This is a genomic window from Rosenbergiella metrosideri (genome assembly GCF_022602565.1).
GTDB classification, from domain to species: Bacteria; Pseudomonadota; Gammaproteobacteria; order Enterobacterales; family Enterobacteriaceae; genus Rosenbergiella; species Rosenbergiella metrosideri.
The window spans coordinates 24101-37245 of the sequence record NZ_JALBCV010000002.1; the positions used below are offsets into that span (position 1 = coordinate 24101).

Consider the following 13145-nt stretch of genomic DNA (forward strand, 5'->3'; position numbering starts at 1 on the left):
TTCTTCTGGGCTGTACCGAGCTTCCTGTATTATTTAACGACGTAACCGTACCCTTGATGGCATTGGATACTGTTGATATACCTATCGACGCCTTATTTGTAGCGCTGGATAGTTAACGTAGCTTAGGAGCACAGCCATTAGCCGTGCTCCTTTTGTGTTATTTAGGTCGCCATAAATCCATTCGCTGCTCTTCAGAAATACCATAGTAGGCTGATGGCCCACCAGCACGCAGTATTGGCGAGGCATCGACAGTTTGATAAATCCCCTGACTGTCTAGGAGTGATGCGTCAATATGAATCATCACAACCTCACCCAACACTAACCAGCTATCGATAGGTTGATCCTGACTGTCCCGCAGTTGAATGAGCTGTGTCAGCTGACACTCGAAATGAACGGGGCTTTCCGCCACGCGGTCGACAGCGATCAGTTCACTGTTTACCGCCGTTAACCCGGCCAAGGAGAATTCGTCTTTGCCATGCGGCAAGGCTGCAGAGGTTTGATTCATCGCTGAAGCTAAGGGTTGAGTGACAAGATTCCACACGAACTCTTTCGTTTCGGCAATATTAGCGACGCTGTCTTTCCAGCCACTGCTGGCGAAACCAATAATCGGCGGGTGGTAGTTAAACAGATTAAAGAAGCTATAGGGGGCTAAATTACGTTGGCCCGCCGCGCTGCGCGACGAGATCCAACCAATGGGTCGTGGGGCGATAATCGCATTGAGAGGGTCATGGGCTAAGCCATGACCCTGTTTCGGTTGATAGCTATAAGTGGATTGTGTCACCGTGGCGGTTCCTTATGAACAAGGGGAGTAGGACTCAGTATAGTGCAGACCCCGTCTCATAAGGTGAATCCTGTCGAACTTACTCCCAAGGGACGAAAGTATTGAGTATGCCATGAAAGTGTTCGGCTTGTTCTGCATGAGGCTGCGGAGAAGCCAGAGATAGGATCACAACATTTCTTCTATAAGGGTTGATTTGTAAGTGAAGGGGCAAGTGTATAAAGGCACAGAGCTGCGTAAATAGGCAGCCTTCATATAAAAATTTATGGGTCTGCTGAATAATTTCACATTGTGCTGGCCCTAAGCTTTTGGCGGCAGAGGCTTCCTCCAAGGAGAATGCTGGCACTTGCCGTTGCATCTTCTCAACTTCCTGATCGACAAACTGCTGCAGATCTTGATTCTCGTTAAGGCGACCGTGGTTGATAATAATTTGATAGGCGTTGTTCGTCTGATCGATAAAATGAAGTTGGTGCACACTTCGGTTCTCGAGGGGCATCGGGGTAAGAAAGTAGCCGTCGGCGAAAGGGTATTTAAAACGTTGACCATCCATGGTTAATTTTCCTTAGAGTAAACAATACGGCCCATCTTTCTCAGACCAGGGCCATTCAATGATAATTCCCCACCCCTCTTTTACCGACCATGAGGCAATACGTAGCAAAACGGGGGGACGATTGGGTGTCGACCAGCATGTCACCTCGATTTTACCTGCTAGCGCAGTGAGTTGTGATGGTGAATAGTGGTATTGCGCAAGACGCGGCGTGTTATGACCGTAACAATGAATATACAGTTCATCGGGTAATGCTTCTCCGATGAGGGGATAAACTTCTATTGACTTAATGTGGTGAATACGGTGGGCATCACACCATGCTGTCTCGCTAGCTGGCGCAGGAAAGTAGCTTAGCGAGTGCGGCGGTGAACAATCAGCGTAGCAACTGGTTAGCTGAAAATTCAGCCCACACTGATGCTCGAATTGTTGGCGTGTCCGCAAAGGTCCAAGGGGGCGGGCCTCTTTTTTACGCTGATAGTCGGTAGGCAGGCCCAGCAATGCCTTTATGTGCTGTTGTGAGTGAAGTTCCCGCTGTATCCAAGCGAGAGGCACTTCGCCAGCCTCCTGTGCGCTGAGGTTATGATCGTGCCAAATTTTCGGTGACTTTTCACGGGTATAGTGATGCCAAAGAAAGGGGGTTGGCAGGTGGTAAATATCATAACCCCAAGTGAATGCACGCAGGGACAGCGTAATTTCTTCCCCTTCAAAAAAAATAGTGGGATCGTTACCGACTTCAGTGACAAAAGTCCCTTGAGTGAAAATAAAACCTGCCGCCACAAAGCTCCCCCTTTCTGGGGGGAAACGGCTGCAGCAGCGACTGGTTAAAGTCGGCAGTCCTTCAGCGGTAAAGGCGTTGAAACTGATACGAGTAGCCTGTTCAGCATAGATTATCCTGCCCTGTTCGCTGTAGTGGTAGCTTGGCGGATAACTGCTGAGTAGCGGTTTCCGACTCTCTTGGCGCAGTGCTGTGAGGGCATCTATCAGGCGGCTATCCCAGCGCTCGCTGAACAGACAATGCGCATCGATCTGTAAAAACCACTGCTCTTGCTGATAGCACCGATCACAAAGCGCGCGGGCAAAACCAACACCTTGTGCTTGCTGATAGGGGAGTGCAATCAGCTCAACCTGCGCCGCGCTTCCCTTCAATTCGTAAACTGGAAACCCATTAATCGTGGAGACGGCTATCGGCGTCCATCCTGCGGCGACCAGGTGATTGAGGTCGTTATCGTCCTGCCAACAGATTGCGATATGTAATCGACTAGCATCCTCGGCTTGCGTGATAGCGCTCTCGACAGTCTGCCACAGCTCTGGATCGCGATAACTGGCGATATTGATAAAGATACGGTTTTCCATAGATGATCTACTCAATGGTAAATTGGATCTCAGCATAGGCGGTGAAAGGCCCTGCTGCGGGAGGGCTTTTTAAACCGGGCTTTAACACTGCTCGCCAAGTGAATTCCGCATCGCTATTAGACGTAATATTATTTAAGGCTTCGCTATCCGTTCCATCTACGCGGAGAAGATTTTGTTTACTGTCATAAATGACGATACGCAGTCGATCATCTTGACCGGCGGAATCTTTCACTTTGATAGATTGATGATCGTTACTCATCGTCTGAGTAGAGATTGCGGCACGAGTAGAGAAATGTTGATAATCGCTGGAGCAGCGTATCTTGAATGTTAAATCACGATAGATCCCTTGAGCTAAGCTGCTTGAGTTCACTCGGTCAAAGTCGATGACTTTACTGGAGTCTAGCGTACAGCTAGGGATGCTCTTAAGCGTTAAGGCCCCTAGGTTTAAGCGCATCGAATAACTACTGGGTGTTGGCGTAAAGAGATAATTATAGGCGACAAAACCTATGGGGAGGAGTTGATTTCCAGAAGTGGACGAGAGGGCAAGCGCATCGCTAACTTTGTAAAATTCCAATCGATAGGCTGATCCAGGTATGTAATCGAAGGTTCCCTTCAAAATACCATTCGGGAAGACCATAAATTGTGTTTTAGGGTAACCACCATAACCATCACGACCATTGGTCCATAATATTTTGACGCCTATTCCAGGGATATCGGTAGCGTAGATTTGATTGGCGATCTCGCGGTTTGCTAAATAGGTAAGCTGTCGACCATATTCCGTCCCTCGGACGCAATCGTCATAACCAATACGCGCGGTAATCGGCAAGCTATCGAGACGAGCAAAAGGCTTCTCTAAACTCACTGGCGCATCGGCATCAATGGTAATGAGTTGAGAGTTAATAAACAGGGTGGTAGGGGTGCCACGCGCTAAAAAGCAGGCAGCATGGCTTTGGCTTGTCAGGGTGATAAGCAGTAATACTCCATATAACCATTTCATTTTATACTTCCTTTTCAAGAGTAAGCAGAGTGAGAAGCTCGCGGGGAAAGCGTTGACTTATCTGCTGGCAATCTAGGCCAATACTGTGTTCAGCAAATGATAAAAGCAGACTTAATGGACTACTCGGTTCGTAATAGGCAAAGTTTTCGCGAATTTCACGTAGCTTTTCTCGCGCTTCGCGACGATATGCCAACCTATCTCCTCCTGTAGGTATAGAGACGACGGGAACATGAGGGATAGGGGCGACATCATTATCAGCCGCAAGGGCTTGCTGCTGTCGCTGGTGGTAGCGGCATAAGGGAGCGAGGAGCGCAGAAAGGTGGGGGAATTCGAGCGACTCAGTGCCCAAAATAGAAGAAGGTAATTGCGATAATTGAACGAGTTGCTGCTGTAGCTGGGTACAAGACTCGAAAAATCGAGTATGTAAAGCATAGCGCTGCTGGAGTTGCGCTCTTTCCGCTAAGGAGAGAGTTTTTTCCCGCATAATCCACTGTTCGATCTCTGCGAGAGTATAGGATTCTGTCTCGGAATTATCGAAAGGATAATTACGTAATTCAGCGACGCAGCCTTCACTATCATCTAGCCCCGCCAATGCGTTGTAACGAAATTCTGGGACATATTCGCCTTCATCATGACAGTGTGGGTGTAGCGCCTCAGGCCAACGTTCGAGTTGAGCGATTAATAACGCGACGCCATCGACCAGTGCGACAATCCCCTCTTGCGCTAAATGGGCGCGAATTAGCAAAATCAGTAGCCGAATATCCTTCGTTTGCTGGCATAAGTCGTGAAGCTTAGGCAGAAGCGACGGCCATTTAATCGTGGCAGCGGGTTGGATAAACGTCCCGTATTCAATCGTCAAAGGGGGGGAGACTTCTAACTGCAAGGCCAAAAAATCAGGGTGGTAATCAATAGCCTTTCCGCAGGGGGATAGCTCATTGATAGGTTCCCATAGCCATGGGTACTGCGTATAAATAGAGGGTAAAGATGACATATTCTCTTCCTTGAGCCAATGCCTTGTGTACAGTGTCAGACACTACTAACACAAGCGGTATAAATCATTCCTTGCTGCGGCATTTCCCCCGCATCATTCTCAAGCCAAGTATCAAAGCCTAACTGTTGCCCGCCAGAGAGCGTGGTCGGGAATGAGGACGCCGCCGCCAGGGTAAGTTGAATATCAAAATAATAATGACCTCCGGTAAGCCGTTGAATGACCCTTGAGATAGACGCTAAAGCGTCGTTATCGGGATGAAGACTGCGGTATTGCTGATAGCTTAAGGGGCCACACCAGACCTTGAATCGGTAACCTGCCTGATAACTAGCTTCCCCTAACATCGCATTGAAGCCTAATCGGTATGAGTGCGCTAATTGACATTGCTCTTCCAAGGGAAGACTTATCCAACCCGATTGAAACTCGGCTATCTGGAAAGGAAGATGAAACAACGCATTAAGCGTCAAGATAAGGTCACGTGGCGCACAGTTTTTTCGAGCAAGTTGAAAGCCTGCAGAGAGCAGCGGGTGCTTGGTCTGTGGCGTAGTGGGTAAAGGCAGCCCAGATAAACAGCGTAGATAATAGGAGAATCGATCACTTTCGGGGCGGTCTAGGGAGGCGGTATCTTGCGCGGCGTACCATGCGCGGAAAAATATCGCCATACTGCGGTGGTGGAAGAGATCAATAAAATCAATCAGCGCACTATCTTGTTGTTGTAAGCGGGTTAACGCGAGTTCTGATAAATGTAATGGCAGCGGCCCCTGTGGTCCCCAAACGCCTAAACTAAAAAGCTTGATCGCTAACTGCTCAGCTCGCCATGTGATTGAGGCGATCTCACTGGCGGGAAAAGCCAGACTAACGGCTTGGCTTAAGCGGAAGTTCTCATCTTTCCAACGTAGTGCATTACCTGGGAGGGGCAGTTGCGGGGCTGCTGCCGAGAGTTGGCGTAACGTTGCCAAAAAATTCGCCGTCCAAGGGGAGTCGAGTGGCAAGTTTTTTAAGGCATCTGGGCACGAGTTTCCGAGATGAGAACCGCTCATAGTAGCCCCCGCTGGCCGATTATTGCAGGCCAATAATGAAGGCTACCGCGTTGTAATGACACCAGCTCCATCTCGATGAAGCTATTAATAGCAGTATGGGTGGAGAGAAATAGCGCGATGACGTGGCCAAAGAGCAGTGGGCTGTGGTTGGAGAAGTGACTCTCGTCGACGGTGAGCTGACATTTTACCCCGCGACCATTGAGGAGTAAGTCATCGTTAGCAATTCGCCTCACTACTGGTCGGCAGGTAAAGCTCACTACACTGCGGATGATGGCTTCAGAGAAATGATCCCCAGGGTGTAGAAATAGTTTTAATCTCTCGCGTAACTGAACAGCTCCCTCGCTGAGGTCAGCGCTATCAAGAGGCTGATAGGCGCATTGTAAGAGATTAATCAATTTCCACGCGGAGTCAGCATAAGCCAGCGAATCGTAGCGACAGCTAATGGCACTAACAAAAGTGCCCCCCTCGGCAGGAATACGTTCTTCCAGTTGGAGGTCAATCCCCGCATCGTCAGGTTTAGGAAGCTCACGCGGTAGGAGTCGATTGGAGACTAAAGCCTCAATATGCAAACTGGCTAAATACGGCGAGTGAGGGGGTTGAGTTTGATCGACAAGTGTTAGCCAGACATCGCTTTCCGTCGCGTGTCTCTCGGTGAAATCGCCGATAAGCTGAGGGGTACGTTCGACAGAAAAATACCGCCCTTCGTGATTATCTGCGACCTCTGGGCCCTGATAGAGTGGGTAAAAGGTCGCTAGCGCTTCCCCCTCTCGGCTAAAACCACTGACCTCATTGACTAAGCAGAGTTCGTAATCCGCGGGGCGGCTGCGGTCGACAATAATAGGGTGTTTGAGTGCACCGGACGTCACACTGACGCGATCCACCTTACCGGGAAACAGATTGGTTACCGGCACACAATGTAGGCTAAAACGATCGGCGTTAACCATCGGAGCAAGTTCAGCGGGAAAGTCATCAAGTAATACACTTATTTCAAGCTGGTTATCGTGGCAATGCTGAAACGCTGGGGCCAGATGGGTGATCGAGAAAAAATAGAATTGAGAGCGAAAATCAAAAAAATCTTTTAGATAGCGATAACCCTGATGGCTTTGCCAGAAAGGCTGATGATGGGGATAGCCAGTAGGCTGTCTGCTAATCACTGGCCCCGTCTCTTGGCTAGAAAACAGAGCGCAGTGCGAGGCGGATCTTACGGCAATGCCAGCATAATGGCAGGCTAATAGTTCGAAGAGACGAGACGAAACATGTTCGTCTCCGCTTAGGTATAAAGGGAGTTCGTCGCAATCCACTAATTGAGAAAATAGCAGCCCTGGCGTCAGTGTTAAAGTTAAGGTGATCGCCGCCTGTGCAAACAGGGATGTATCGGATTTATCAATAGTGGTCATAAGCTCTGGAGTGAGAGGGGTCAGCACGGCCTGCTGCAAGGCCATTGGCCAAAGCTTAAGGGGACGGCAGGTTCTAAATTCACAGCGCGTCTTCTCTTGGCCTACGGGCTGGCTTAGAAGGGGGGTATTGATTTCCACGGTATAACCGGCGGTCAGCTCACCTCGTGTTGTTGACGGATGTATCGCGACGACGGCTTTAGCAGGCGTGGGCATCGTAAACTCGGGTGAGAGGCTATTCAGTAAGCGTTGGGTGAAAGGTTCAAACTCAGCATCGATTTTCAGTTGTGTTCGCGCATTGAGAAAACAGAAAGCATCGATAAGCCGCTCTATCCAAGGATCGGCAATGGCGGTACTGTGGAGATTAAGGCGCTTCGCTATTTTAGGGTGTTTTAAGGCAAAATCCCCGGCGATATCTCGCATAAAGAGGAGTTCCCGTCGATAGTAATTAAGAAACCGCTGGTCCATGTGAAGTTACTCCTAATATATAATAAATAGCGATTTTTTATTTAAACCCTAAAAAGCTAATTAAATGGCACACGTTAATCAATAGGTTAATGAGTTTTTTGGGTTAATTAGGAATTTGAATCGAGCCTTTTTCTTAAATTATTATTTTTATATGATAAGTTCTTTATCTTCTGATGGGATTGAATAATATCTTATATCTGTACTGAGTAAGTTATGTTGATATTAACGGATCAATATCTACAACTTTCTCGGTGCAGGGTAATTCGCTGATTGTTAATGTTTGATATTTAATGAGCGAACTTTCTAAACACGGTCAGACTTATTATAAAAGGAGTACTTCTCACCCTTATTAAGAGAAGTACAATGAATACGTTATTCAAAGGAATGCTATACATGTCAAAAGCTAAAGTACTTTTATGCACCGCGCTGTTATTTCCCCTCCCATATCTTGCTAATGCAGCAGATCCCGCAAAACTCACTGACCAGCAAGGTCTTATCACGTTTACCGGTTCGTTAACCGGCGAAACCTGTGAAATCGTTGGGGATAGAAACTTTAGTGTTATCCTTCCTAAGCTTTCAATTAATTCGCTAAAAGATGCTGGAGCGGAAGCGGGATCCAAGGATTTTAAAATCTCAGTAAGAAACTGTTCGAGTAGCCTGAAAAATATAGCGGTACATTTCGAAGCGGTCGGTGGCAGTGATAAAGATACGGTAACCGGTAACTTAAAAAATACCTTAGTCGATGCCAATACGGCGGCGTCGAATGTGCAAGTTCGGCTCTATAAGGATCAAGAACAAGTTCGCTTAGGCGACATGTCTAAACCGGTTGCATTGGTTAATAGTGCGGCGGATATGAGTTTTGCCGGAGGCTACTATTCGACGGGGCAAGCCACGGCGGGTTTGATCGAGGCGAAAGCAGTCTACACGATTGCCTATCCATAACGTTAATACTCAACTGCCACGACCGATTGTCGTGGCAGTATTATTTATATAAAAATCGCGATGCGACAACTAATAGGGGTCATAGTGAAACGTCTGACACTTATTTTTATTACCCTAAGTGTATTATGGAACAACAGTTACGCAGGGGTCACCCTGACCGGAACACGTATCGTGTTTACTGAAGGGCAAAAAGAAAAAATTGTTCGTACGTCCAATAAAGCTGAAGTTCCTGCCTTGGTCCAAGTATGGATTGATGAGGGGCAACCTGCTGTTGAGGGGACTGACCATGAAACACCCTTTATGGCGATTCCGCCGCTATTTCGCATGGAACCCGGCAAAGGGCAAAGTGTAAGGGTTCGCTATCTTGGGCAGCCCCTACCAAAAGATCGAGAATCTCTCTTTTGGTTTAATTTACTCGAAGTGCCGCCGAACAGTGCTGAAGAGAACCAAAGTGAACGTCTCTCACTTGCTTTCAAAACACGCATAAAACTCTTTTATCGGCCTGCAGCCTTAACGGAAACGAGCGCTGAACAGGGAGCGAAAATACGCTGGCAACTCGTAGGAAATAATGAATTAAAGGTTACTAACCCGACGCCTTATTATCTCTCTTTCTATTCCGTGGAATTGGTTGCTGGCAACCGTAGGCAACAAATTTCGCTATCGATGATTAACCCCTTCTCTGAAGAAAGAATCATGGTGCCTGTAGTCTTACGTAATAAGCGTTTGAGCGAAATTAACTTCGAATTAATTAATGATTACGGCAATGGAAGTCAATATCAAGGTCAATACCATGACGGTAAAGGATTTATCGTCACTAAAAAATAATCATTATTGATTACTATATTATTCAGGATGATGCATAGCCATGGATGAGCTAAAGCAGTCTACTGGAGCTAAAAAATTCGTAGGGATTAATAGAAGCGATACTACCACACGTTTTTATTTACGAATAATGGCTCTCACTTGCCCTATCGTCGCCGGCTTTACGCTATCGCCGATGGGGTGGGCCATTGAACAGGCTTTATCGCCGGCAGCGTTATCGTTAGAACCGGCTAAAGGTATATCTTTTGATGCGCACTTTCTTCACGGCCAGAAAGTTGATTTAACGGCCTTTACGCAGGGGAACCCTATCGCGGCCGGTGAACACCAGGTACTTGTCGTCGTCAATAATCAGCCACGTGGGCGATTTCTCATCACTTTTCAGCCTCCCCAGGCGGAACCACAAGGCAATGCCCAACCCTGTTTTACTTTTGCGATGTTGCAGCAGTTCGGGATCAAGGCTGATTTAGCGTCAAAGTACAACGCCTCAATGAAAGGTTGTCAATCCCTTGGACAATGGATTCCGCAGAGCCATACGCATTACGATGGCAGTGATTTTATTCTGCAACTCAGCGTGGCGCAGAGATACTTTCGCCCTCAACTACCGGGTGAAATTGCCCCTGAGCGCTGGGAGCAAGGAAGTAATGTTGCTTTCGTTGACTACAACCTAGATGGATACAGTCAACGAGTGACATCCTCTTCTAACTCCCGTGCGAGTCAGCAGAAAACGCTGAGCTTAAGTTCGATGCTCGGCATCAATCTCGAAGGTTGGCGTCTGCGTTATCGACAAATCACTCGAAAATTAACGAATACCTCATGGCGCTACCACGGCCAATCTGCTTATGCGGAACACGATCTCACGGGGATCAGAAGTCAAGGCCGAGTGGGAGAAACCTGGTCTTCTGGCGAAATCTTCGATAGCGTTACGTTTCGCGGTGCCCAGCTGCGTTCCGATCACCGTATGCTGTCATCAGCATTACGTACCTATACGCCGCACTTTTCCGGGATTGCGGAAACCAATGCGACGGTGACGCTTTGGCAGCAAGGGCAGTTGGTGCAGCAAGCCACTGTTCCCGCTGGACCGTTCGATATCGACTCGCCCAGTGTTGGAGGGTATGGTGGCGACTATACCATGGTGATTAATGAGGCGGATGGGCGTAAAAGAGTCTTTATCATTCCTAATTCCGCACCGCCTCTCATCCTTAATAAATCAGTCATTAAATATGAAGTCGATGCAGGTAAAATTACTCAGACAAACACACTGCATTCTCCATATTTTGTTCAGGCAAACCTTTTCTATGGTTTAACAGAGAATTATACCCTTTTTAGTGGTACCCAAATCGCCAAAGGGTACCAGGGAATTGCGTTAGGCAATGCAATCAATACCCCTTTGGGCGGACTCGCCCTGACCGGCAACCTGTCACTACAGAAAGGTTCGACGCGATCTCCAAAATATCGTGGCAGTAAAATGAATCTTTCTTACAGCAAATATCTGCGTGATACCCAAACCAGCATCAATGCCTCAGTAGACAAAACTTTTTCGGGGAGGTATCGCACACTCAACCAGAGTCGCCAAGAGCCGAGCGCGTTAGATTTCGGCAATTATCCAGCGGTAACGCAACGGTTATCGCTTTCGATAGGCCAACCCATCACCGACAGTGTGAGCGTCAATCTCACTGCTTCAAGGTATGCCTATGAAAACCGTAATGCGACGCATCATTACAGTTTGTCTATGACAAAACAATTTCGCTCATTTAGCGTCGGGACGGTCTTATCGCGTAGCCAAACTTACCAAGGTAAAAAGGATAATACGCTGATGCTATCGCTTAATATTCCGCTTGGTAAAGGATATGGCCAGCACACGCTTTTTGATTCTCTCTATAGCACTTACACGCACGATAATGATGGCACGACAACGTTACAACATAATGTGAATGGCCACTATGGCGATGAAAACGCATTGGTGTACGGAATAGGCTTGAATAGCGAGAAAGTGAAGCCGCAAAAAATGAATACGGCTGTACAGGCGAATGTCGCCTATAACAGCCCTCGCGGCCAATACAGTAGCTCTTTCAGCCGCAGTCGTGGGCATCAGCAATATTCATTGTCTGCTAATGGTAGCCTTGTCGCCCACTCCGCAGGGGTTATCGCGGGGAGGCAGCTCGGTAACAATCCTTTTGCCATCATTTATGCAAAAGGGGCACAGGGCGCGAAAATTATGAATGGCCACGGCGCAAGGATTAATCGCGATGGTTACGCCATTCTTCCGTCACTTACCCCTTACCAGGAGAATAGAGTTGCGGTCAATCCAGAAGGGTTACCCCTGACGGTATCGATTACAGAAAATGAAGCGACAGTCATTCCTCGAATGGGGGCGGCGTTAAAGGTCGAAATGAAAACGCAAACCGGTACTCCGGTTTTGTTAAAGATGAGAAACCGGCAGCAGAAGCTGTTTGCCATGATGAGTCAGGTCTTTACGGAACACTCTCCGCATTTAGCTTTAGTCTCGCAAGCAGGAAGAGCGTTCATTCAAGGCTGGGATCCCGAACGTGAAGCGCTCTTTGTACGCGATAGCGTCACGCAAGAAAGTTGTCAGATCCTTGTCGACCAAGACTTAATCGAACAAATGAAGAAAATAGATAACGAAGTTATTTACAAGGAGGTGAGTTGCCAATGAAGGGAATCACAGTAAGGGGACGATATTGTGCAGGATTCTTTTTACTCGTCAATCTTTCGTCATCGATTGCCGCGACGACTAACTGTCGTGATAACTGTCATATCGAGGTGCTCTTTAAAGGGGAATATCTCGCAGAAACCTGTCGGTTGACGATTAATCAGTCTACCGCTCAGGAAACGGTTATTTTGCCCGAGTTATCGACCGCTCAATTTACTACCCAAGAAAACGAATTAGGGGTAAAGCCTTTCACGGTACAGCTGACAGAGTGTCCTGAAAAGCAGTCAGTATTATTATCGATATACGCCGAGAATAATTTTTATGATGCGTTGACCGGAAATTTAAAAAATAGCCTCGGCGCAGGGATGAGCGAAAATATTCAAGTCAGAATTCGTAAAGAAAATGGCGAACAATTGAAAGTAAACCAAACCAATACTGGTCAGGCTTACCTGTACGCCAGCGGTAAAAATATCGAATCTCACCAATTTACCGCCAGTTATTATTCAATGGGGCTACAGCCGACACCAGGAAAATTAATGGTCAGGGCTACCCTCAATATTAATTATCAGTAAAAGTAACGTGGTATGAGGATTATTTAACAGGGAGAGTTAGGAATGAGTGTTAAGGATTCACAAAAGTTTATCGCGAGAAATCGCGCTCCACGCGTGCAGATTGAATACGATGTCGAAATTTATGGTGACGACAAAAAAGTGAACCTCCCCTTTGTGATGGGAGTAATGTCTGACTTATCTGGAAAGTCGCACGCTAGCCAACATCCTTTAAAGGAGAGGAAGTTTCTCTCGATTGATGTAGATAACTTTGACGACCGGATGAAGGCCTTGCAGCCAAGGGTATTGTTTAATGTGGAGAATACGTTGAGCGGTGAAGGGCAACTATTAGTGGATTTAACACTGGAAAGTTTGTCTGATTTTTCACCCGAAAATATCGCTAAAAAAGTTGCGCCTCTGGCACAATTATTAGAGGCCAGAACACAATTAGCCAACCTGCAGACCTACATGGACGGGAAAAGCGATGCAGAAAGTTTGGTGATGCAGTTTCTCAATGATCCTCACTTACTGACGGCGCTCGCTGCCTTGCCTGCGGCTGACGGCAAGCAGACTACCTCAACGCTGGTCGAGGAGTAA

Annotated in this window: 12 protein-coding genes; 5 read left to right on the top strand and 7 right to left on the bottom strand. The window is 47.4% G+C overall.

All coding sequences use genetic code 11. From position 1 onward, the window contains the following. Positions 1-157 precede the first annotated feature (157 nt). From MKR94_RS02555 to tssF, 7 genes are all read right to left on the bottom strand, one after another. The gene (locus tag MKR94_RS02555; RefSeq protein WP_241645330.1) at positions 158-781 is read right to left on the bottom strand and encodes a flavin reductase family protein; all 624 of its coding nucleotides are present in this window, start codon (positions 779-781) and stop codon (positions 158-160) included. Positions 782-860: 79 nt separating this feature from the next. Beyond that, positions 861-1328 carry a DcrB-related protein gene (locus MKR94_RS02560; protein ID WP_241645331.1) on the bottom strand — a complete coding sequence of 156 codons (468 nt, stop codon included), beginning with the start codon at positions 1326-1328 and terminating at the stop codon, positions 861-863. Positions 1329-1340: 12 nt separating this feature from the next. Continuing rightward, positions 1341-2678, bottom strand: a complete 1338-nt coding sequence (locus MKR94_RS02565) for a GlcNAc-transferase family protein (protein ID WP_241645332.1) — start codon at positions 2676-2678, stop codon at positions 1341-1343. Between the two features lie 7 nt (positions 2679-2685). Continuing rightward, entirely contained in the window at positions 2686-3675 is a 990-nt protein-coding gene (locus MKR94_RS02570) for a fimbrial protein (protein ID WP_241645333.1), read from the bottom strand. A gap of 1 nt (position 3676) precedes the next feature. After that, on the bottom strand, positions 3677-4666 hold the full coding sequence (locus MKR94_RS02575; protein WP_241645334.1) for a type VI secretion system protein TssA: 990 nt from the start codon (positions 4664-4666) through the stop codon (positions 3677-3679). 35 nt (positions 4667-4701) lie between these two features. Further along, positions 4702-5703, bottom strand: a complete 1002-nt coding sequence (gene tssG / locus MKR94_RS02580; RefSeq protein ID WP_241645335.1) for a type VI secretion system baseplate subunit TssG — start codon at positions 5701-5703, stop codon at positions 4702-4704. Beyond that, on the bottom strand, positions 5700-7565 hold the full coding sequence (tssF, locus tag MKR94_RS02585; RefSeq protein ID WP_241645336.1) for a type VI secretion system baseplate subunit TssF: 1866 nt from the start codon (positions 7563-7565) through the stop codon (positions 5700-5702). The genes tssG and tssF overlap by 4 nt, the downstream gene beginning before the upstream one ends. Positions 7566-7958: 393 nt before the next feature. Here tssF and MKR94_RS02590 point away from each other — a divergent pair, with 393 nt between their 5' ends. From MKR94_RS02590 to tssB, 5 genes are all read left to right on the top strand, one after another. Continuing rightward, the gene (locus MKR94_RS02590) at positions 7959-8507 is read left to right on the top strand and encodes a fimbrial protein (RefSeq protein ID WP_241645337.1); all 549 of its coding nucleotides are present in this window, start codon (positions 7959-7961) and stop codon (positions 8505-8507) included. An 84-nt stretch (positions 8508-8591) separates the two neighbouring features. After that, positions 8592-9332 (top strand): fimbrial biogenesis chaperone, encoded by a 741-nt coding sequence (locus tag MKR94_RS02595; RefSeq protein WP_241645338.1) that lies wholly within the window; start codon positions 8592-8594, stop codon positions 9330-9332. A 40-nt stretch (positions 9333-9372) separates the two neighbouring features. Next, on the top strand, positions 9373-12003 hold the full coding sequence (locus MKR94_RS02600; RefSeq protein ID WP_241645339.1) for a fimbria/pilus outer membrane usher protein: 2631 nt from the start codon (positions 9373-9375) through the stop codon (positions 12001-12003). Then, on the top strand, positions 12000-12572 hold the full coding sequence (locus MKR94_RS02605; protein WP_241645340.1) for a fimbrial protein: 573 nt from the start codon (positions 12000-12002) through the stop codon (positions 12570-12572). The genes MKR94_RS02600 and MKR94_RS02605 overlap by 4 nt, the downstream gene beginning before the upstream one ends. A 42-nt stretch (positions 12573-12614) precedes the next feature. Next, positions 12615-13145 carry a type VI secretion system contractile sheath small subunit gene (gene tssB, locus MKR94_RS02610; protein ID WP_241645341.1) on the top strand — a complete coding sequence of 177 codons (531 nt, stop codon included), beginning with the start codon at positions 12615-12617 and terminating at the stop codon, positions 13143-13145.